Here is a 19,635-nt window from a genome sequence, read left to right as displayed (position 1 = left end):
AGCGGGTTTACCCGCGAAGAGGCCGGTACAGGCTATAAAATCTTTGCTAGCTTTGGCGCATGACAACAGGGAATGTGCCATGAGCAGCCTCACCCAGCCCGCCACTGCCTTTCGCCACACCGCAGCCGACGGTTACAGCCTCGGCGGCTTCCGCTGGCGCCACGCCCGACCTGACCCCCAGCGCCCGCTGGTGATCATCAACGCTGCCACCTCGGTACGCTGCCGCTACTACTCGCGTTTCGCCGACTACCTGTTCGCCCAGGGTTGCGATGTGCTGACCTACGACTACCGTGGCATCGGCGAATCCCGGCCGGCCTCGCTGCGCGGCTTCCAGGCTTCCTGGAGCGACTGGGGCCGGCTGGATTTCGAAGCCATGCTGGTGCACGCCGCAGAACATTTCCCCGGCCAGCCGGTGGACGTGGTGGGGCACAGTTTTGGCGGCTGCGCAGTGGGGCTGGCACCGTCGGCGAGCAAGGTACGCCGGGTGGTGATGGTCGGCGCGCAATTCGCCTACTGGCGCGATTACGCGGCCGACCAGCGCTGGCAACTGTTCGGCAAGTGGCATGTGGTCATGCCGCTGCTCACCCGGGTGTTCGGTTATTTTCCCGGCAAGCGCCTGGGTTGGCTGGAGGACACGCCATCCGGCGTGGTGCACGACTGGACCACCCGTACCCCACGCTATGAGCACCGACCCAGCGGGCGTGCGCTGGAGGCACTACCGTTCGCCCAGGTGCGGGCGGCAACGCTGGCCATCAGCCTGACCGATGACCCCTTTGGTACCGTGGCGGCGACCGAGCGTTTGCTGGGTTATCTGCAGGGCGGCGAACGCCAGCACCTGCGCATTGCGCCTGTGGATATCTCGGTCGAGGAAATTGGCCATTTCGCGTTTTTCCATGACCGGTTTCGCGAAAGCCTGTGGCCGGTGGCCTTGCAGTGGTTGCAGCAGGGTGGGTTGGCGGGTGGGGTGCCGGGAACCATCATGGATTGATGGTGGGGTGGAAAATCTGGGGCCGCAAAGCGGCCCCGGCTATCTCAAGCCTTGCGCGCAAGCGGCAGCTCGGCAAACTTGACGCCCGCCAGCCCATGCTTGATCAGCGCGCGGATATTGCCATGGTCGCTGCCCTCGGGCGTGGCCACCACGTCACGGTAGTGCTCGCCAAAGGCCAGCAGCGCTTCCTGGTCGCTCAGCCCTTCCAGCAGCGCCAGGCCCAGGGTCTTGCACGAACCTTCGTTCTGCCCGGCCGCATTCGCCACGCCGCCATTGTCGAAGGCCTGTGGCTGGTAGCTGTAGTTGTCGGCTATGAACGCCAGGGTGTCGGCAAACGCGTGTTGGCCGCTGGCCAGGCTGGCGCGCAGGGTGTTCAGGTCAGTCACGAGGTTTTCCTTTTTCGAACGCCGCTTGTTGGTCGGCGCTGGCTTCTTTCTGGTATTGGGCTTTCCACTCGGCGTAGGGCATGCCGTACACCGCTTCGCGGGCGTCATCCAGGCTCAGGTCGAGCTGGCGCTCGTCAGCCGCGGCCTTGTACCACTTGGACAGGCAGTTGCGGCAGAAGCCGGACAGGTTCATCAGGTCGATATTCTGCACATCGGTGCGCTTTTGCAGGTGTTCGACCAGGCGCCGGAACGCGGCGGCCTCGAGTTCGAGCTGTTGCTGTGGGGTCATGGGCTTCTCTCAGGTCATGCGGTTCTTCAGGTGGCGGCCACCGTTGATGACCACCTGGCTGCCGGTGCTGTACTGGCTGGCGAGCAGGTACTTGACCGTCTCGATCAGCGGACCGGCGCCGGGTTCGAACTCCAGCAGGGCCTTTTTCAGGGTTTGCTGGCGGTAGGCTTCGTCACCCCCTTCCTTGAGGATAAGCAGCCCGGGCAGGATACCGTTCACATGCACCTTGGGCGCATATTTTTCGGCGAACGACAGCACCATGTTCTGCAACGCGGCCTTGGTCGCGGCATAGCCGATGTGGCTTTTGCTGCCGCGCGAAGAGGTTTCGTCGCAAATGTGGATGATGTCGGCCTTTTCCACCTTGGCCAGCAGGTCGCCCAGGGCCAGGTTGAGGTGGTAGGGCGCTTCGACGTGCAGGCGGAACATGGTCTCGAGGTTGTCGAGGCCATCGTCGAGCCACAGCGAGGCGTTGTGGATGATGGCGCGCAGGCCGTCGTAATGGTTGTGCAGGTAGTCGATCAGGGCCTGGCGGTCGGCCGCCTGGCACAGGTCGGCCTGGAACTGCACGATGTTCGGGTGGGCCGCCTGTGGCTGGACGCTGCGGCTGGCACTGACCACCGTATGGCCGGCCTGTGCCAGTTCAAGGGCCAGGGCCAGCCCGACGCGCTGGCTGGCTCCGGTAACGAGAATGGGGCTGTTCATGTTCGGGGCGGTCAACTTGTCTGTCCTTTGGTTGCCGCCCAGCATACCCGAACTGTCTACCGCGTGTACGGCCTGGCCTCAGCGGCTGCGCAGGGCGCCAGCAGTGGCCGGGGAGGCATGCAGCCAGCCGGCCAGCAGGCGGGTGGACAGGGGGATGAACAGGTAGACCATCACCGGTGTCAGGCCCAGGGTGCTGAGCAGTACCCGAGGCACCAGGTCCAGTGCTGCCAGCCAGTGGCCGAACACCAGGTTGAACACCAGTGAAACCGGGAAGAAGGCCAGCCAGATGGCCACGGCCTGCTTCCAACGCGGCGGTTTTTGCACCATATTGGTGCAAAACCAGTCGTCGATGCCGCTCACGCGCGCCTCTTTGGGGCGTTCGAACAGGCCGTTGCCGCGTTGCAACCAGGCTCGGCGCGAGGCGGAATGCTCCCAGGCATGCAGGGTCGGTTCGTCGCTGAAGCGGAAGATGATCTGGAACTCGTCGCTATCGCGGGGTGGTGCGAGGATGCCCGAGCCAAGGTAGCCGGGGAAGTCGGTGGCCAGCTGTTCGCCTTCATGCAGCCAGGCCAGCAGGTCCTGGTAGCGGCCATGGGCGGCGCGGCGCGACACCATCAGGGTGACGGGTGGGGTAGACATCGTGTATCTCCTGGCAACGGGGCTGGCGGGTAACCGGCCCCTTTGGCTGCGTGGCCCGGGGTGTTGGGCAACGCAGGCATACATGCAAGAATCGGGCGCGGATTATCGCCCATGTGCGATGTTCGGTAACTGTCAGCTGGCAAACGGTCGCGGCCCAGCGTCTGATATTGTCGTAGTAAACTAGGTGTTCAACTTGCGCACACAGGGTACCCCGTGCAGATGAACAAACAGGGACGTAGTCCGGTAATCGATGCGGGCCTCGCGCAGCAGGACCTGTTTCCGATCCGTGAAGTTTCCCGCCTGACCGGCGTCAACGCCGTGACCTTGCGTGCCTGGGAGCGCCGCCATGGCCTGATCCAGCCAACCCGCACCGACAGTGGCCACCGCCTGTATTCCCAGGCCGACATCGATGACATCCGCCGCATCCTTGGCTGGCTGGAGCGTGGTGTGGCGGTGAGCAAGGTCGCCAGCATCCTCGCGCGCGATCATGCCCTGGCCGGGCAGGCAGGTGGCGCGACGGACAACTGGGTGCGCTGGCAGCAGCAGATTCGCCAGGCGCTGCAACGTTTTGACGTGGTCGGCCTGGACCGCCTGTTCGACGAGGTGTTTGCCGCCTGCACCCTGGACCAGGTATTCAGCGAAGTGTTCATGCCGGTATGGCATGACCTGGCGGTCGGGCAGGGTGGCTACGGGCAGGTCAGCGAGTGGTTGTTCCTCGATCAGTTCCTGCGTGGCCGGGTGTTAGCCCGCTTGCAACTTGCCCGTGCACCGCGCAGCCGCAGGGTGCTGCTGGCGCCGTTGCCGGGGCAGTGCCACGAGCTGGAATTGCTGGTCACCAGCCTGACTCTGGGCAGCGATGAAGTTGGCGTGACGCCACTGGCGAGCGGGCAGCCGCTGGCGGAACTGGCACTGGTCTGCGAGCGCTTGAAGCCGGATGCCCTGGTGCTGTTTTCCCACCAGTCGCCCACGATGGAACTCACCCGGCGCCTGACGCGTCTGGTGGCCGGGCTGGAGTGCCCGTTGTTACTGGCGGGTGAAGCGGCGGAACTGGCACAGGACAGCCTGGCTGGCAGCCCGATCGCCTGCCTGGGCGCGCAGGGCAGCGTGATGCGCCAGCGTTTGCGGCAGTTTCTGGCCGGTCAACTCGATACCTGAGTGTGAAGCTCGGGGTGGGCGCGGCGATGGGCCTGGAGGATATAGTCGCGCAGGCGTTCGATCTCTTCGGTGGGGCTTTGGCTAAGGTCGTAGGCGGCCAGATCCTGGCCGATGCGCCGGCCCAGCACGCCATGCAGTTCGATGGGAGGGATGCCGCCAGGGGCGAAGCGCAGTTCGAAGCTGGCTGGTGCCGCTGGCAGGCCACGGACTTCCAGCAATGTACCCTTGAACGAGATATCGCGGACCCACAGGCCGCTTTCCTGCCCATGGGCATCGAGCAGCGCGCTCGGCTGGTCCATCGACAGGCGCCAGGGGCGCAGCATGGGGCCATCTTCGTAGATTTCCGGTGAGCCCAGTTGCAGGTGCAGGGCGTGGAACTCGTCTTCCACCAGTTGCAGCGGGAAGCTGATCTGCTGGTTGTTGAACTGGGCCTGCAAGGTTACCTGCTCGTTGGCCACCAGGCGGGTGAGCAAGCTCTGGATGCGGCGGTCGCCATTGACCAGCAGGCTCGACATGGGGTCGGCCAGGTTCAACTGCGGCGAATGCTGCATGTTCTGTATGAAGTCCAGTTCGTCCTGGGTCAGGAGCGCTTCTGCTTGCATGATCGAACTCGGTGGTGGCGATTTCTTCAACGGAATTGACAGTGCGTGACGTACTTGGTTCAGGTGCGTTCGTCGGGTTTCGGACGAACGCGCAGTTCGGCCAGTTCCCGCTCCAGTTCGACCTGGCGAGTGACGTCTTTCTGGATACCGATGAAGTAGGTGCGCTGTTCAGCGTCGTGCCTTACCGGGGTGATCGACAGCTCGTTCCAGAAGGCGCTGCCATCCTTGCGGTAGTTGCGCAGCACTTCGCGGCACGGGCGGCCTTCGGCCAGGGCCTTGCGGATGCGGGCGCGGCCAAGCTGGTCACGGTCGTCGGCCTGGAGGAAGCGGCAATCCTGGTAGAGGATTTCGTCACGGCTGTAGCCGGTCAGGCGTTCGAAGGCGGCGTTCACGTAGATGAGGATGGTGTCGTCGCCTTCCTGTTCGGCGACCACGATGCCGTCATTGGACGCATCGACCATGGATTGCAGCAGTTGCGCGTTGATCATGTTCGGGCCATTGAGTAAACAAGGGTGCGAAGCAGGCTGAGGATGGTGACTTTGGTAGAGGCGGCCTTTTGCCAGCGCCGGATGCTAGTATCCTACGTTTTCACTCAGTTTCGGAATCCTCTACCCGATGAAAGTCGCCATTATTTCCGGATCGGTCTACGGCACCGCCGAAGAAGTCGCCCGTCACGCTGAATCGCTGCTCAAGGCTGCGGGCCTGGAGGCCTGGCATGCGGCGCGCGCCACCTTGCAGGACCTTGAAGGTTTTGCCCCCGATGCCTTGCTGGCCGTGACCTCGACCACGGGTATGGGCGAACTGCCGGACAACCTCATGCCGTTGTACAGCAGCATTCGCGATACCCTGCCCGCGGCCTGGCGTGGCCTGCCGGGGGCGGTGATTGCGCTGGGCGACTCCAGCTATGGCGATACCTATTGTGGTGGTGGCGAGCAGATGCGCGAGCTGTTCGCCGAACTGGGCGTGCGGGAAGTGCAACCGATGCTGCGCCTGGATGCCAGCGAGACGGTTACCCCGGAGGCGGATGCAGAGCCTTGGTTGGCTGAGCTTGTTCAAGCATTGAAGGCCTGAGGTTTTTCCCCCGCCTGGGCCGGCCCCTTCGCGGGCTCGCCCGCTCCCACAGGATCCTCACCATCCTCGGGATCAGCGGTATACCTGTGGGAGCGGGCAAGCCCGCGAAGAGGCCAGCAAGGGCAACTCATTCCTTGCTGTCGAGCACCGGCCACTCGTTCACCAACGCCAACCACGCCTGCGCCGCCCGTGACAGGTACGCCCCACGCCGCCAGATGAACGCGATATCCCAACGCAAATCCTCTGGCGAGCGCAGCGGTAAACGCACCACCCCGGGGCGTTCCAGCGCTTTCGCCACCACACGGGGCAGCAACACCACGCCCTGGCCCGCCGCCGCCAGCGCCGCGAGGAAGTCCGCCTGGCCACTGCGCCCGCCTTCTTTCGGGGTGAAACCCTGCTGCTGGCACGCCTTCAGCAATCGGTCATTGAGCACGAAGCTGCGCTGGTAAAGCAGGAACGGGGTATCGGCCAGCTGCTGCAGGTCCACCCTGTCCTCGCCCGCCAGCGCGTGGCCGACCGGCAGCAGGGCGTCCAGCGGTTCGTTGCAGAACGGCTGGTAGTCGAACGCCTCGTCACTGGGCGTCAGGCTGCCACCCAGTTCCAGTTCGCCACTCCTGACCGCCTGTTCGATGTTGCGGCTGCCGCCTTCGAGCAACTGGATCGCGATGTTCGGGTGACGCCGCCGATACTCGGCGAACAACCCGGCAAACAGTGCGTCGCTGCCCAGCATCGGCAAGCCCAGGCGCAGTTCGCCGCGGCCCATCTGGCTGAGGTCGTCCAGTTCGCTGAGCAGTGCCTGACGTTGGCGCAGCAAGGCTTCGCCACGCTCCAGCACAATGCGCCCGGCAGCGGTCAGGTGTAGCTGCGAGGCCTGGCGCTCCAGCAGCGGCTGGCCCACATCTTGCTCAAGCTGGGCCACCTGTTTGCTCACCGCCGACTGGCTGATGTGCAGGGTCTGCGCCGCCTGGGTGAAACCGCCGCGGTGGACCACTTCGATAAAGCTGCGCAGCTGTTTGAATTCCATGATCGCAATTCCATTCTGGAATGGTGTTCAGTCTAACAATTCGCTTCTGGCCTAGGCAGCCGAATCTTAAAATGAGGGCCTGTCGAGGAACCCCCCATGAAACCCGCGTTACTGAAAAAAGCCCTGCGCCTGCTCGTCGAGCTGGCGATCCTCTGTGCCCTGTTCCTGCTCGGCGGCCAGCTTGCCAGCTGGCTGGGCTGGCCTATTCCCGGTGGCGTGATGGGCCTGGCATTGCTGCTGTTGCTGTTCGCCTCGGGTGTGCTCAAGCCGGCCATGCTGCAACTGGGCGCCGGCTGGCTGATGGCTGAGATGCTGTTGTTCTTCATCCCGGCGCTGATGAGCCTGCTCGATTACGGCGCCCTGATCCGTGCCGAGGGCTGGCGCATCTTGCTGGTGATCGCCGTGAGCACCCTGATGGTAATGGTGGTGACCGCGTTGACCGTGGAACTGGTGTGCCGCTGGAGGTTGCGCCATGAGCCTTGAACCCATGCCGCTGTTCTGGCTGGCCCTGACCTTGCTGGCCTACCTGGGCAGCCGCTGGTTGTACCGGCGCAGCGGGCGCTACCTGCTGTCGCCGCTGATCCTGGTGCCGATACTGTTGCTGGCGGTAGCCGTGCCGCTGCACACCGCCTATGCCGAGTACGCCCGCAACACCCACTGGCTGATGAGTGTGCTTGGCCCGGTGACCGTGGCCTTCGCGGTGCCGATCTGGCAGCAACGGGCCATGCTGGCGCGCCACTGGCCGGCACTGATGGTGGGCATGGTCGCTGGCAGCAGCGCTTCGATCGCCAGTTCCTGGGGGTTGGCTCATATGTTGGCGCTGGACAGTGCGACCAGCCTGTCGCTGGTGCCGCGTTCGATCACCACGCCTTTTGCCATGCCATTGGCCCATGACCTGGGTGGCGTACCGGAGCTGACGGCGGTGTTCGTGATGTTCACCGGTGTGCTGGGCGCCATGTTCGGCGGCGTGCTGCTGCGCTGGTTGCCGTTGCGCACGCCGCTGGCACGGGGCGCGCTGTTTGGTGTCGGTGCCCATGGCGCCGGGGTCAGCCGGGCACAGGAGGTGGGCCGCGAGGAAGGTTCGGTGGCCGGCCTGGTCATGGTCCTGACCGGGCTGCTCAACCTGTTCGCGGCACCGCTGCTGGCCATGCTGCTCTGACCGTTCGTGCCACTGACTCGCCAAGTCATCAAGCTGGCTGGCAACGCAAGTTCCAGCCCATGGGCTGCTGGCTAGACTCAGCCTCGACATAGAGAGCACATGTAAGTGCCGAGGTGACATGCAATGACCGCAGCCTTGCTCTATTCCGCCAACACCACTTCACCGGGACCGTTCTGATGCCTATGGCCGAAATTCCATTGTGCGTCTGGCGTACCCGGGGACAGAGTTTCGATTTCCGGGGCCAGAGCATCCGCTACTGGACCGCAGGGCAAGGAGAGCCCCTGCTTCTGTTGCACGGTTTCCCCACCGCCAGTTGGGATTGGCACTACCTGTGGGGGCCTCTGGCCCAGCGCTTCCGGGTTATCGCCTGCGACATGCTTGGCTTTGGCGATTCGGCCAAACCGGTCGATCACGTCTACAGCCTGATGGAGCAGGCCGACCTGCAGCAGGCCTTGCTCGCCGAGCTGAGGGTCGACCAGCCGGTGCATCTGCTGGCCCACGATTACGGCGGCAGTGTGGCCCAGGAACTGCTGGCGCGGCATCATGAACAGCGCGCCAGTATTGCCAGCTGCGCGTTCCTCAACAGCGGGCTGTTCCCCGAAAGCTGCCGCATGCTGCTGATCCAGAAGCTGCTGCTCAGCCGCCTGGGCTGGCTGGTAGGGCGCTCGTTCGGCCGCGACGACCTGGTGCGCAACGTGATCCAGGTCTACGGCCCTTGCACCCACCCCAGTGAAAGCGTGCTGGATGACTTCTGGAGCCTGATCGCCGCCAACCGTGGCACGCGCATCCTGCACAAGCTGGTGGGATACGTGCCGGAGCGCAGGTTGCACCGCGACCGCTGGGTTGGCGCGATGCAGCATGAAGGCGTGCCGCTGCGCTTCATCAATGGCATGGTCGACCCGCTGTCTGGCGCGCACATGGTGGAGCGCTACCGGCAACTGGTGCCGGAGCCGGACACCGTGCAGTTGCAGGGCATCGGCCATTACCCGCATACCGAAGCGCCGGTGCAGGTGCTGCGCCATTACCTGGCCTTTCGTGAACAACCGCTGAGCTATTACCAGCAGAAAGTGGCGTGGTACTGACAGGGCCTCATCTCCGGCAAGCCGGCCCCATAACCATCGCGCTGCGTTATTGCCAGGCATTCAGCCTGCGTGAGCTTGATTGTTCACCCGCCGCTGGCGGCGGACACTCGGCTGACCTGAACCAGCCTGGAGCCATGAGCATGAGCGAGCCTGTCCGTCTGCAAGATCGCGTGGTGATCGTCACCGGAGCCGGCGGCGGCCTGGGCCGCGCCCATGCGCTGCTGTTCGCTGCGCGTGGCGCCCGGGTAGTGGTCAACGACCTCGGCGGCTCCACCCATGGTGAAGGTGCCAGCGCCTCCGCCGCCGACCGGGTGGTAGAGGAGATTCGTGCAGCCGGTGGCCATGCCATTGCCAACCATGATTCGGTCAGCCACGGCGCGCGTATTGTCGAGCAGGCCCTGGACAGCTTCGGCCGGGTCGATGTGCTGGTGAACAATGCCGGCATCCTGCGTGACAAGACCTTCCACAAGATGGAAGACAGTGACTGGGAGCAGGTCTACCAGGTGCATGTCGAGGGGGCTTACAAGGTCACCCGCGCCGCCTGGCCGCACCTGCGCGAGCAGAACTGGGGGCGGGTGATCTTCACCGCTTCCACGTCTGGCATCTACGGCAACTTCGGCCAGGCCAACTACGGTATGGCCAAGCTGGGCCTGTATGGGTTGACGCGTACTTTGGCAATCGAAGGGCGCAAGCATGGCATCCTGGTCAATGCCATCGCTCCCACGGGTGGCACCCGCATGACCGAAGGGCTGATCCCGCCCCAGGTGTTCGAGCGGCTCAAGCCTGAGCTGGTCAGCCCACTGGTGGTGTACCTGGGCAGCGAACAGTGCCAGGGCAGCGGTGAGCTGTTCGAAGTGGGCGGCGGCTGGGTGGGCAAGGTGCGGTGGGAGCGCAGCTTGGGGGTAGGCTTCGATCCGCGTGAAGGCTTTACCCCGGAGCAGGTGGCGGAGAACTGGGCACGGATTGGCGACTTCGACGGGGCGGTGCACCCTCAGGACAGCTTGCAGGCGTTGCAGCAGATGATGGCGAACTTGCAGAAGTATCCGCTGGGCTGAGCTTTGTACTACCTCTGCTGGCCTCTTCGCGGGTAAACCCGCTCCCACAGGTACACCACAAGCCTCTGGGGTAGTGATATCTCTGTGGGAGCGGGTTTACCCGCGAAGAGGCCAGCACGCGCGAAGAATTTTTCAGGGCAGATAAAAAAGGCCGCTGCAAGCCGCAGCGGCCAATCGAGACGTCAGATCAAGGAGCTTCAAAATCTACGTCGGTGAACCTCGCAGGCCTGAAAGGCGGGGGGGAGAGCCCTTCATGCCGGCCAGTGAGTTAAGAATAAGCGCCTGATCCTGTAGGAAAAATAGCCGCTTATGACATTCACCTTTACGTATCGGGCAATAGTGCCGCAAGCGCTCAGCCGGCGGGCGAGTAGCCCATGCGCCAGCTGGTTTCCCGCGCTGCCGCCAGCAGCCGTTGCGCCGCCGGGCCATGCTCGTCGGCATGGAAGATCGACGTAGGCCCGACCACGGTCATCACCGCAGCGATCTGCCCCATGGCATTGAACACCGGTGCCGACAGCGCATCCACGCCCGGCATCAACAGCCCGTGTACATGGTGCAGGCCACGTTCACGAATGCCCGCCAGTACCGCCTGGTAGTCGGCGGCGCTGTGCTGCAGGGCGGCCAGTTCCCGGTCACGCAACTCCACGGTCTCGCGCTCGGGCAGGTAGGCGGCGAACACCAGCCCGGTGGACGACGTGAGCAGCGGCAGTACCGAGCCGATCTGCGTTACCACGGTGACCGCACGCACTGCCGGCTCGATGCTGACCACTGTCGCGCCCTGGTTGCCCCATACGGCAACGAAGCAGCTCTCGTTCAGTTCATCGCGCAGTTGCGACAATGGCAGCGCGGCAATCTTCAGCACATCGATGCTGCCCAGCGCCGCCAGCCCTACCCGCAGTGCCTCGCGCCCCAGGCCGTAATGGTTGGTGGCCGCGTCCTGCTCGGCAAAACCGCTGGCGATCAATGCCTGCAGGTAACGGTGCACCTTGCTCGCCGGCATCTGCACATGTTCTGCCAGGCGCGACAGGGAGGTGGACGGAGAGAGCTCGGCAAGGGCCTTGAGGATGTCGGTGCCGACCTCCGCCGAGCGGACTTTCTGCTTGCCGTTGTCGGCGGGGGAGCTGGCTTTGGCCATGGACATCTTCTTCCGGATTCTTCGAGTCGCGCCTTTATAGCTTGACGCATTGTCCGTAGCAAATTACGTTATTCGTAATCTGATTACGATAAAAACAATGCAGACGCGCTGCCACCCCGCCCCGGGCCAGCAGCCAGCTGCCAGCAACGGCTCGGCCAGAGCCCGGAGGCATCGATGAATCGCGATACGTCACCCGACCTTCACTACCTCAGCGGCTTCGGCAACGAGTTTGCCAGCGAAGCGCTGCCGGGGGCCTTGCCGGTCGGGCAGAATTCGCCGCAGAAGGCGCCCTATGGGCTGTATGCCGAGTTGCTCTCGGGCACGGCGTTCACCATGACCCGCAGCGAGCTGCGCCGTACCTGGCTGTACCGTATTCGCCCGTCTGCCTTGCACCCGCGTTTCGAGCGCCTGGCGCGCCAGCCGCTGACCGGCCCGCTGGGGGCCATCACCCCCAACCGCCTGCGCTGGAACCCCCAGCCGATCCCGGCCGAGCCGACCGACTTCATCGAAGGCTGGCTGCCCATGGTGGCCAACGCTGCCGCGCAAAAACCGGCCGGCGTAAGCATCTACATCTACCGCGCCAACCGCTCAATGGAGCGGGTGTTCTTCAACGCCGACGGTGAACTGCTGCTGGTGCCGGAACAGGGCCGCCTGCGTATCGCCACCGAGCTGGGGGTGATGGAGGTCGAGCCGCTGGAAATTGCGGTGATCCCGCGTGGCATGAAGTTCCGCGTCGAACTGCTCGACGGCCAGGCTCGTGGCTACATTGCCGAAAACCACGGCGCGCCGCTGCGCATCCCGGACCTGGGCCCGATCGGCAGCAACGGTCTGGCCAACCCGCGCGACTTCCTCACCCCGGTGGCGCACTACGAAGAGGCCGATGGCCCGGTGCAACTGGTGCAGAAGTTCCTTGGCGAACACTGGGCCTGCGAACTGCAGCACTCGCCACTGGACGTGGTCGCCTGGCACGGCAGCAACGTGCCGTACAAGTACGACCTGCGCCGCTTCAACACCATCGGCACGGTCAGCTTCGACCACCCGGACCCGTCGATCTTCACCGTGCTGACCTCGCCGACCAGCGTGCATGGCCTGGCCAACATGGACTTCGTGATCTTCCCGCCACGCTGGATGGTGGCCGAAAACACCTTCCGTCCACCATGGTTCCACCGCAACCTGATGAACGAGTTCATGGGCCTGATCAACGGTGCCTACGACGCCAAGGCCGAGGGCTTCGTGCCGGGCGGTGCCTCGCTGCACGGGGTGATGAGCGCCCATGGCCCCGACGCCGAAACCTGCGAAAAGGCTATTGCCGCCGACCTGGCGCCGCACAAGATCGACAACACCATGGCCTTCATGTTCGAGACCAGCCAAGTGCTGCGCCCGAGCCTGCAAGCCCTTGAATGCCCGCAGTTGCAGGCCGACTACGATAGTTGCTGGGCCACCTTGCCGAGCACCTTCAACCCGAACCGGAGATAACCCATGAACCAGACCGCCATTGCCCGTAGCTGGGTCGAGCACGCCAACGGGCACAGCGACTTCCCGCTGCAGAACCTGCCGTTGGGCATCTTCAGCCGGCCGGGTGAAGCCAGGCGCTGTGGCGTGGCCATCGGCGACGCGATCCTCGACCTGGAGGCGGTGCTGGCCGCCGGCCTGTTCGACGGTGCCGCCAAGGCCGCCGTCGAGGCCACCCGTGGTGGAGCGTTGAACGCATTCTTCGCCCTCGGCCGCGGTGCCCGTGTTGCCCTGCGCGAGCGCCTGCTGGTGCTGCTGGGCGAGCACAGCGAACACCAGGCGGCGCTGCAGGCTGCACTGTATCCGGCCAGCGCTTGCCAGCTGCATGTACCGGCGCAGATCGGTGACTACACCGACTTCTACGTGGGCATCGAGCACGCCAAGAACGTGGGCAAGCTGTTCCGCCCCGACAACCCGCTGCTGCCCAATTACAAGTACGTGCCGATCGGTTATCACGGCCGCGCCTCGACCATTCGCCCGTCCGGCACCGATGTACGCCGGCCCAAGGGCCAGACCCTGCCAGCCGGGCACACCGAGCCAAGCTTCGGTCCCTGCGCGCGCCTGGACTATGAACTGGAACTGGGCATCTGGATTGGTCAGGGCAATGACATGGGCCAGGCGATCCCGGTAGGCGATGCCGCCGAGCACGTGGCCGGCCTGTGCCTGCTCAACGACTGGTCGGCGCGCGATATCCAGGCCTGGGAATACCAGCCGCTGGGCCCGTTCCTGTCCAAGAGTTTCATCACCACCGTCTCGCCCTGGGTGGTCACCGCCGAAGCGCTGGAGCCGTTCCGCTGTGCCCAGCCGGCACGCCCGGAAGGCGACCCGCAGCCACTGTCGTACCTGCTGGACAACCGCGACCAGGCTGCCGGTGCATTCGATATCGAGCTCGAGGTGCTGCTGCTGACCGAGCGCATGCGCGAGCAGGGCCTTGCCCCGCACCGCCTGACCCTGAGCAACACCCGCAGCATGTACTGGACGGTGGCGCAGTTGGTCGCGCACCACAGCGTCAACGGCTGCCAGCTGCAACCGGGCGACCTGTTCGGTTCGGGCACGCTGTCGGGCGCCACGCCAGGTTCGTTCGGCAGCCTGCTGGAGATCACCGAAGGCGGCAAGCACCCGGTGGAGCTGGCCAGCGGCGAGGTGCGCAAGTTCCTCGAAGACGGCGACGAGATCATCCTGCGTGCCCGCTGTGCGCGTGATGGTGTGGCCAGCATCGGCTTCGGCGAATGCCGTGGCACGGTCATCGCGGCCAACTGAGGAGGCAGGGGCATGGAGCTGTACACCTATTACCGTTCCACCTCGTCCTACCGGGTGCGCATTGCCCTGGCACTGAAGGGGCTGGCCTACCAGTCCCTGCCAGTCAACCTGCTGCAGGGTGAGCAGCGTGGTGCAGGCTATGTCGCCGTCAACCCGCAGGGCCGCGTGCCTGCCTTGCGCACTGACGGCGGTGAGCTGCTGGTGCAGTCGCCGGCGATCATCGAGTACCTGGAAGAGGTTTATCCACAGCCCGCGCTGCTGCCTGCCACGGCCGAGGCGCGCGCCAAGGTGCGGGGCGTGGCGGCGATCATCGGCTGCGACATCCACCCCTTGCACAACGTCAGCGTGCTCAACCGGCTGCGTCAGGCCGGCCAGGACGAGAGCCAGGTCAACCAGTGGATCGGCCACTGGATCAGCCAGGGGCTGGCGGCAGTGGAGCAACTGATTGGCGATCACGGCTTCTGCTTCGGTGATGAGCCGGGCCTGGCGGATGTCTACCTGATCCCGCAGTTGTACGCGGCCGAACGCTTCAACATCGACCTCGTCAGCTTCCCGCGCATCCTGCGGGTTGCCGCCCTGGCGGCCGGTCACCCGGCGTTCGCCCAGGCCCACCCGGCACAGCAGCCGGACAGCCCGGCTCAGTGAATGGAACGGTTCGCCGCCGGAAGCTTGCCGATACGTTCGGACAGCTTCAGGCGCTGGACCGGGTCTTCCGTCAGCAGTAACGCATGCTCCAGGTCGAAGCGCTCGGCCTGCGGGCAATCCAGATGCTGGTAGAGCGAGGCGCGGGTCACGTAGTCGCTGACCTGTACCGGCCCCAGTTGCATGACTCGCTCGGCATCGATCAGCGCCGCCAGGTGGTCGTCGTTGCTCATGTGCAACTGGCGCAGGTTGCGCGAAAGGCGTTGCAGCATCTGCTGCGGGCTGGCGCTGCGCATGTGCTCGGCAGTCAGCGCTACCTGCGGGCCGAACTGGCGCGCCAGCAGCTCACGGCAATCGTTAGGGTACAGGCGCCGGCCACCACAGGGGTCGAGCAGGTGATCGGCACCTGGTACGCGCAGCAGGAAATGGCCGGGGAAGCCGACGCCCTCAAGGGGGATGGACAGGCGCCAGGCCAGTTCCAGGGCGAGGATGGCCAGGGTCAGCGGTTGGCCACGGCGGCGCTGCAGCACCTTGTCCATCATCGCGGCATGCGGGCGCAGCGGGTGGTATTCATCCTGCTGGAAGCCCAGGGCAGTGAGTTGGCGCAGCAGTGGCTGGGCCAGTTCGCACAGCGGCAGCATCGGCAGGTTGGCGCTGATCTCGCGCTGCAGGTCATGCAGCTTGGCAATGCTGGCCGCGGGCTCGACGCTGGGGTCGTGCTCGGCGGCAATCCACAATGCGGCTTCCAGCAGGGCGACGGGCTCGCGTTCCAGGCAGGCCAGGCAGGCTTGACGAGGCTTCATGGGGCTTCTCCACACACGTTTGAGTATTAGCCGCGGCGCGCGGTTTCGTCCAGTGGTCCGGCGGCGGCGCCAGCCCAAGGGCCGTGCCTATACTGGAAGGAGCACCTCGTAGGGGAGCCTGTCGATGTTCGCGCTGATGCAAAGCACCCGTACCCAGTCGTTGCACTTGTTCACTCACCCGCCCACCGGCCTGAAGGCCGTGGTGGTAATTCACAGCGAGCAGCTGGGCCCGGCCATGGGCGGCTGCCGCTACCTGCCTTACGCCGATGATGAAAGCGCCATGACCGACGCCATTCGCCTGGCCCAGGGCATGAGCTACAAGGCGGCGCTGGCGGGCTTGCCACTGGGGGGCGGCAAGGCGGTGATCATGCGCAACCCGCATGTGGAAAACCGTGCCGCGCTGTTCGAGGCCCTTGGCCGCTTCATCGACACTTTGCAAGGGCGCTTCATCATCGCCGTGGACAGCGGCACCTCGACCCTGGACATGGACTGCATTGCCCAGAGTACTCCGCATGTGACCAGTACCACGGCCTCGGGTGACCCCTCACCGCATGCGGCGATGGGGGTTTTTGCCGGCATTCGTGCGACCACTTCGTTCCGCCTTGGCAGTGATGACCTGCAAGGGCTGCGGGTGGCGGTGCAAGGGCTGGGCAATGTCGGTTATGCGCTGGCGGAGCAACTGCATGCGGCGGGGGCGGACCTGCTGGTGAGTGATCTGGACCCTGGGCGGGTGCGGCTGGCGGTGGAGCAGTTCAATGCCCATCCGGTGACCAACGATGCGTTGATCAGCACCCCTTGCGACATCTTTGCCCCTTGCGGCGTGGGGCCGGTGTTGAACGGACAGAGCGTGATGCAGTTGCGTTGCGCGGCAGTGGCGGGGGCGGCGAACAACCAGCTGACCACCTTGCAGGTAGCCGACCAGCTGGAGTCGCGCGGGATACTGTATGCACCCGACTACGTGATCAATGCCGGTGGGTTGATCTATGTGGCGCTCAAGCATCGTGGCGAAGACCTGGGCACCATCACTGCGCACCTGGCGCGGATACCTTCGCGGCTGACCGAAGTGTTTGGCCATGCGCAGGCAGAGAAGCGCTCGCCGGCACGGGTGGCGCAGATGCTGGCGGAGCGGTTGCTCTACGGCTGAAGGTTGATACCGGCTTTGCTGGCCTCTTCGCGGGCACGCCCGCTCTCATGGAGTTGCACATAACTCATTGAATTAGCAGGGACTCTGTGGGAGCGGCTTTAGCCGCGAACACCGGCGCAGCCGGTGCCATGCACCGCGTTGGATTCTTCGCGGCTAAAGCCGCTCCCACAGGAATACCTCCAGCCCAGCGCTTGTGCCGTACCTGCTGGAGCGGCCAGTGCAGGCAATTACTCGGCCGCTGGCGCTTCGAGCAACTCGGCCAACGCATCCGGCTGGCTCTTGAACGCCCGGGCGAATACATCGCGGTTCCTGGCCATGTAGATACCGGCTTCCTCGACCTGCTGCTCGGTCAGCGAGGGCACTGCCTTGTGCAGTACTTCGGCGAGGCGCTCGGCCAGTTCGAGCATCTTGTCGTGACGGTCTGCTTCGGCCTTATCCATGAACAAGCGCTCCGGGTCGCGGCTGCTGCGGTACACCACTTCGACGGCCATTCATCACCTCTATGCCTTTTGCTGGGTTGATACTGTATCCATATACAGTAATGGCAATGTTGATTGGTTCGCAAGCAGAAATTGTAGCGTGGCGCAAAGGGCTTACTGCTTCATGCCCAACTCAGCATCATCCATCAGCGCCTTGGCCATCGCGCTCAAGTAGTGCGCAGCCCAGATCATCATCGGTTTCTCGTCCATCAGGCCGGTGATGGTCAGTTCGCGTACATAGCCCATCAGCTCTGAGGACTGCTCGCGGGCGTCCCGGCAAGGGATGCCTGGCTCGATGCGGAAGAGTGGGTGGGTGCCGTTTTCACCTTGGAAGAAGGTGGTTTTGCCGACGGTGAATTGGGTGTCTTCTGTGGTCATTTTTGAATCCCCTGAAAATTCTCGACTGCCTGGACGGGCCCTTTCGCGGGTGAACCCGCTCCCACAGGTACTGCATCTACCTCAAGGCCTGTGGAGATCCTGTGGGAGCGGGTTTACCCGCGAAGAGGCCAGCCCAGCCAACGCAACACTCAAACCTCAGTGCAAAGTCCGAGGCTCAGCGGGCATCTGCACCCGAACTAGTGCCGACTCAAGCAAAGCCCGCAACGTCTCCAGCTCATGCATTGAGGTCATCATCAAAATCGATGCTGGCGACTTGGGCTGAAGCAACAAGGCCTGATGCACCACGGTGGCTGCGCACAACGCATAGTCCGTAGCCTGGATCAGGGTGTCTTCAAGGGAATGGGGGGGTGTGGGGTGGATCGGGGACTACTTTCAGCATGATGAAGGCCTGTTCAAGTTTGGGCCACCACCTCCTGCTGTCAAACAGGAAGGCGGCAGCTGTGCATGGGTTGACAGACCGGTGAACAGAACCAAAAGCCGGCGCACACGAGGTGCCCCATGACAGCTGCCATAAAGGCAAAGCCATGTGGTTAGTTCAGGGCGGCCTGTCAAAGCCGGTCGCTGTTTGGCAGCGACGATCCGAGACTAGTGCTCATCCCCGAACACCACAATGGCAGGGAGTATCTTTGGGAAATGCCCTACAAGGAAGGGGTTAAATCTGATTTTTCCCAGCACAGGGCCGTGTTTCTGGCAACTTGCCACGCCTCAAGGTGCCTTGCGGCAATCGGTCGCCTTCCAAGGCAGGGGCCTGGCCCTTTAACTGCATGGCACAAGCGTCACAGCGGTGACGCATCATCCTTCAAGACGTATCGGGGAATGGAACATCGTGAACATCAAATGGGCAGAAAAGCTGCGCAAGGGCCTGCACGGCTCGGCCGACTCGCTGGGCAACCTGTGCGTCGAGGCATTCCATTACCTGGCACTGTTCGGCATCGGCGCGATCACTGCCTATGCGGCGGTGATGACGTTCATGGACATGCTCGGCAAGGGCGGGGTCAGTGTCGATGACATCCTGCTGCTGTTCATCTATCTGGAACTGGGGGCGATGGTCGGTATCTACTTCAAGACCAACCACATGCCGATCCGCTTCCTGCTGTACGTGGCCATCACTGCGCTGACCCGCCTGCTGATCGGCGACGTCTCGCACCACAAGGCGCCCGACGTAGGGCTGTTGTACGTGTGCGGTGGCATCCTGTTGCTGGCGTTCGCGATCCTGGTGGTGCGCTACGCTTCTTACCGCTACCCCTCGACCAAGGCGCTGGATGCCAGCGGCAAGGAAGTGGAAGAGGGCAAGTAACCCTCAGTTGGCGATGAAATGGCGCGGCTCGTGGCGGGCGTCGCGGGTCAGCGCGGCCAACACCTGCAGGGGGTTCTGGCAGAGTTCGATGGCCAGGCCCAGGCGGATGCTGTCGATTACCCGCTGCAGGCGCACCGGGTCATTGCGCTGGGCCTGGGTGATGAGGCGCTTGGCGACCACCCCAGCATCGTCGGACAGGGTCAGCATGATGCTGCCGTCGAGGTTTGCAATGCTCAGGTTGACCCGGTACTCGGGGGCGAATGCAGCACTGATTCGTTCGAATGGGTTGCTCATGGTCGTGCTTCTGCGCTGAATGAATGCAGGAGTTGACCGGGAAAATCACCGGTTGGTTCAGCGCCATCGCTCGATACAAACGAAAACGCCCGGCATCAGGCCGGGCGTTTTGCATTGCCGATCAGGCGTCCGGGTCACTCAGTTCCAGGGCGCCGCGCTTGCTGCGCAGTTTGCCGTAGAAGTGTTCCAGCGCGTGGTTGAGCTTGGCGGCGGCACCATCGACCGCCTGGTCCAGCGAAGTGGCGGTGTGGGTCACCGAAATCGGTTGATGGCCTTTGGGGCGAGCCTCCATCTGGCAGCGTTTGTCATGCGGTCCGGGCTTGGCGCCGTTCTCGTCGCGCAGGTGAACCTCGATGCGGGTGAGGTCGTCCTCGTAACGTTCCAGCGAGTTCTGCAGTGTGCTGCGGACCCACTGGTCGAGCCGGGCATTGCCTTCGAAATGGTTGCTGCTGTTGACCTGGATTTGCATGATTCAATCCTTATTCAGCTTGCTCGCATGGAGACGCGCCTAGGCCTTT

25 protein-coding genes and 1 pseudogene are annotated in these 19,635 nt (G+C 64.1%); 12 read left to right on the top strand and 14 right to left on the bottom strand.

Annotation, left to right across the window (positions count from 1 at the left end; translation table 11 throughout):
* Positions 1–79 precede the first annotated feature (79 nt).
* Entirely contained in the window at positions 80–988 is a 909-nt protein-coding gene (locus A4C63_RS15335) for an alpha/beta fold hydrolase (RefSeq protein WP_063913388.1), read from the top strand.
* A gap of 44 nt (positions 989–1,032) precedes the next feature.
* Here the strand turns inward: A4C63_RS15335 and A4C63_RS15330 are convergent, their stop codons facing one another.
* From A4C63_RS15330 to A4C63_RS15315, 4 genes are read right to left on the bottom strand one after another with little or no spacing between them, the layout of a single operon-like run.
* Complete coding sequence (locus A4C63_RS15330; RefSeq protein ID WP_063913387.1) at positions 1,033–1,374, bottom strand: HopJ type III effector protein; 342 nt, start codon at positions 1,372–1,374, stop codon at positions 1,033–1,035.
* On the bottom strand, positions 1,367–1,663 hold the full coding sequence (locus A4C63_RS15325; RefSeq protein ID WP_003260708.1) for a DUF1244 domain-containing protein: 297 nt from the start codon (positions 1,661–1,663) through the stop codon (positions 1,367–1,369). Before A4C63_RS15325 ends, A4C63_RS15330 begins: the two co-directional genes overlap by 8 nt.
* Before the next feature lie 9 nt (positions 1,664–1,672).
* Complete coding sequence (folM, locus tag A4C63_RS15320) at positions 1,673–2,410, bottom strand: dihydromonapterin reductase (RefSeq protein WP_063913386.1); 738 nt, start codon at positions 2,408–2,410, stop codon at positions 1,673–1,675.
* 33 nt (positions 2,411–2,443) lie between these two features.
* Complete coding sequence (locus A4C63_RS15315) at positions 2,444–3,004, bottom strand: hypothetical protein (RefSeq protein WP_063913385.1); 561 nt, start codon at positions 3,002–3,004, stop codon at positions 2,444–2,446.
* Between the two features lie 219 nt (positions 3,005–3,223).
* On the opposite strand from A4C63_RS15315, the gene A4C63_RS15310 reads away from it, so the two are divergent.
* Positions 3,224–4,159, top strand: coding sequence for a MerR family transcriptional regulator (locus A4C63_RS15310; protein WP_063913384.1), 936 nt, complete (start codon positions 3,224–3,226; stop codon positions 4,157–4,159).
* On the opposite strand, the gene A4C63_RS15305 is transcribed toward A4C63_RS15310, so the two are convergent.
* Positions 4,144–4,761 (bottom strand): hypothetical protein, encoded by a 618-nt coding sequence (locus A4C63_RS15305; RefSeq protein ID WP_063913383.1) that lies wholly within the window; start codon positions 4,759–4,761, stop codon positions 4,144–4,146. The two genes, A4C63_RS15310 and A4C63_RS15305, sit on opposite strands and share 16 nt — an antisense overlap.
* Positions 4,762–4,820: 59 nt before the next feature.
* Positions 4,821–5,249: a PAS domain S-box protein gene (locus A4C63_RS15300; RefSeq protein WP_063913382.1), complete on the bottom strand. Its 429-nt coding sequence runs from the start codon at positions 5,247–5,249 to the stop codon at positions 4,821–4,823.
* A gap of 127 nt (positions 5,250–5,376) precedes the next feature.
* On the opposite strand from A4C63_RS15300, the gene A4C63_RS15295 reads away from it, so the two are divergent.
* Positions 5,377–5,832 (top strand): flavodoxin, encoded by a 456-nt coding sequence (locus A4C63_RS15295; RefSeq protein WP_025340620.1) that lies wholly within the window; start codon positions 5,377–5,379, stop codon positions 5,830–5,832.
* A gap of 127 nt (positions 5,833–5,959) precedes the next feature.
* Here A4C63_RS15295 and A4C63_RS15290 read toward each other — a convergent pair whose 3' ends face one another.
* Positions 5,960–6,856: a LysR family transcriptional regulator gene (locus A4C63_RS15290; protein ID WP_063913381.1), complete on the bottom strand. Its 897-nt coding sequence runs from the start codon at positions 6,854–6,856 to the stop codon at positions 5,960–5,962.
* Positions 6,857–6,952: 96 nt separating this feature from the next.
* Between A4C63_RS15290 and A4C63_RS15285 the strand changes: the two genes are divergently transcribed.
* The 4 genes from A4C63_RS15285 (at position 6,953) to A4C63_RS15270 (ending at position 10,152) form a co-directional block, all read left to right on the top strand.
* The gene (locus A4C63_RS15285) at positions 6,953–7,339 is read left to right on the top strand and encodes a CidA/LrgA family protein (protein ID WP_063913380.1); all 387 of its coding nucleotides are present in this window, start codon (positions 6,953–6,955) and stop codon (positions 7,337–7,339) included.
* Complete coding sequence (locus A4C63_RS15280; RefSeq protein ID WP_063913379.1) at positions 7,329–8,015, top strand: LrgB family protein; 687 nt, start codon at positions 7,329–7,331, stop codon at positions 8,013–8,015. Before A4C63_RS15285 ends, A4C63_RS15280 begins: the two co-directional genes overlap by 11 nt.
* Positions 8,016–8,191: 176 nt before the next feature.
* Positions 8,192–9,097 carry an alpha/beta fold hydrolase gene (locus tag A4C63_RS15275; protein ID WP_063913378.1) on the top strand — a complete coding sequence of 302 codons (906 nt, stop codon included), beginning with the start codon at positions 8,192–8,194 and terminating at the stop codon, positions 9,095–9,097.
* Between the two features lie 140 nt (positions 9,098–9,237).
* Positions 9,238–10,152, top strand: coding sequence for an SDR family oxidoreductase (locus A4C63_RS15270; protein ID WP_063913377.1), 915 nt, complete (start codon positions 9,238–9,240; stop codon positions 10,150–10,152).
* A gap of 352 nt (positions 10,153–10,504) precedes the next feature.
* Here the strand turns inward: A4C63_RS15270 and A4C63_RS15265 are convergent, their stop codons facing one another.
* On the bottom strand, positions 10,505–11,287 hold the full coding sequence (locus A4C63_RS15265) for an IclR family transcriptional regulator (protein ID WP_063913376.1): 783 nt from the start codon (positions 11,285–11,287) through the stop codon (positions 10,505–10,507).
* Between the two features lie 174 nt (positions 11,288–11,461).
* Between A4C63_RS15265 and hmgA the strand changes: the two genes are divergently transcribed.
* The 3 genes from hmgA to maiA are packed head-to-tail and all read left to right on the top strand — an operon-like array spanning position 11,462 to position 14,704.
* Positions 11,462–12,763 (top strand): homogentisate 1,2-dioxygenase, encoded by a 1,302-nt coding sequence (gene hmgA, locus A4C63_RS15260; RefSeq protein WP_063913375.1) that lies wholly within the window; start codon positions 11,462–11,464, stop codon positions 12,761–12,763.
* 3 nt (positions 12,764–12,766) lie between these two features.
* Positions 12,767–14,059 (top strand): fumarylacetoacetase, encoded by a 1,293-nt coding sequence (gene fahA, locus A4C63_RS15255; protein WP_063913374.1) that lies wholly within the window; start codon positions 12,767–12,769, stop codon positions 14,057–14,059.
* A 12-nt stretch (positions 14,060–14,071) separates the two neighbouring features.
* Positions 14,072–14,704: a maleylacetoacetate isomerase gene (maiA, locus tag A4C63_RS15250; RefSeq protein ID WP_063913373.1), complete on the top strand. Its 633-nt coding sequence runs from the start codon at positions 14,072–14,074 to the stop codon at positions 14,702–14,704.
* Here the strand turns inward: maiA and A4C63_RS15245 are convergent.
* Entirely contained in the window at positions 14,698–15,504 is an 807-nt protein-coding gene (locus A4C63_RS15245; protein WP_063913372.1) for a SirB1 family protein, read from the bottom strand. The genes maiA and A4C63_RS15245 overlap by 7 nt on opposite strands.
* A 124-nt stretch (positions 15,505–15,628) precedes the next feature.
* Here A4C63_RS15245 and A4C63_RS15240 point away from each other — a divergent pair, with 124 nt between their 5' ends.
* A complete protein-coding gene (locus A4C63_RS15240; protein WP_063913371.1) occupies positions 15,629–16,648 on the top strand; it encodes a Glu/Leu/Phe/Val dehydrogenase dimerization domain-containing protein in 1,020 nt (339 codons plus the stop codon).
* A gap of 227 nt (positions 16,649–16,875) precedes the next feature.
* On the opposite strand, the gene A4C63_RS15235 is transcribed toward A4C63_RS15240, so the two are convergent.
* The 3 genes and pseudogenes from A4C63_RS15235 to A4C63_RS26805 form a co-directional block, all read right to left on the bottom strand.
* Complete coding sequence (locus A4C63_RS15235) at positions 16,876–17,139, bottom strand: YebG family protein (RefSeq protein WP_063913370.1); 264 nt, start codon at positions 17,137–17,139, stop codon at positions 16,876–16,878.
* 102 nt (positions 17,140–17,241) lie between these two features.
* A complete protein-coding gene (locus A4C63_RS15230; protein ID WP_063913369.1) occupies positions 17,242–17,505 on the bottom strand; it encodes a DUF3077 domain-containing protein in 264 nt (87 codons plus the stop codon).
* Positions 17,506–17,661: 156 nt separating this feature from the next.
* Positions 17,662–17,905, bottom strand: a pseudogene (locus A4C63_RS26805) (hypothetical protein).
* A gap of 447 nt (positions 17,906–18,352) precedes the next feature.
* Between A4C63_RS26805 and A4C63_RS15225 the strand changes: the two are divergent.
* Entirely contained in the window at positions 18,353–18,823 is a 471-nt protein-coding gene (locus A4C63_RS15225; RefSeq protein ID WP_063913368.1) for a phosphate-starvation-inducible protein PsiE, read from the top strand.
* A gap of 3 nt (positions 18,824–18,826) precedes the next feature.
* On the opposite strand, the gene A4C63_RS15220 is transcribed toward A4C63_RS15225, so the two are convergent.
* Both A4C63_RS15220 and A4C63_RS15215 read right to left on the bottom strand, forming a co-directional pair.
* Entirely contained in the window at positions 18,827–19,117 is a 291-nt protein-coding gene (locus A4C63_RS15220) for a DUF3509 domain-containing protein (RefSeq protein WP_063913367.1), read from the bottom strand.
* Positions 19,118–19,238: 121 nt separating this feature from the next.
* Positions 19,239–19,586: an HPF/RaiA family ribosome-associated protein gene (locus A4C63_RS15215; RefSeq protein WP_063913366.1), complete on the bottom strand. Its 348-nt coding sequence runs from the start codon at positions 19,584–19,586 to the stop codon at positions 19,239–19,241.
* Between the last annotated feature and the right edge of the window lie 49 nt (positions 19,587–19,635).

Source organism: Pseudomonas sp. p21, from assembly GCF_001642705.1.
GTDB lineage: Bacteria > Pseudomonadota > Gammaproteobacteria > Pseudomonadales > Pseudomonadaceae > Aquipseudomonas.
The sequence above is the reverse complement of the archived record's forward strand: the minus strand, read 5'-3'. Positions and strand labels throughout refer to the sequence as shown.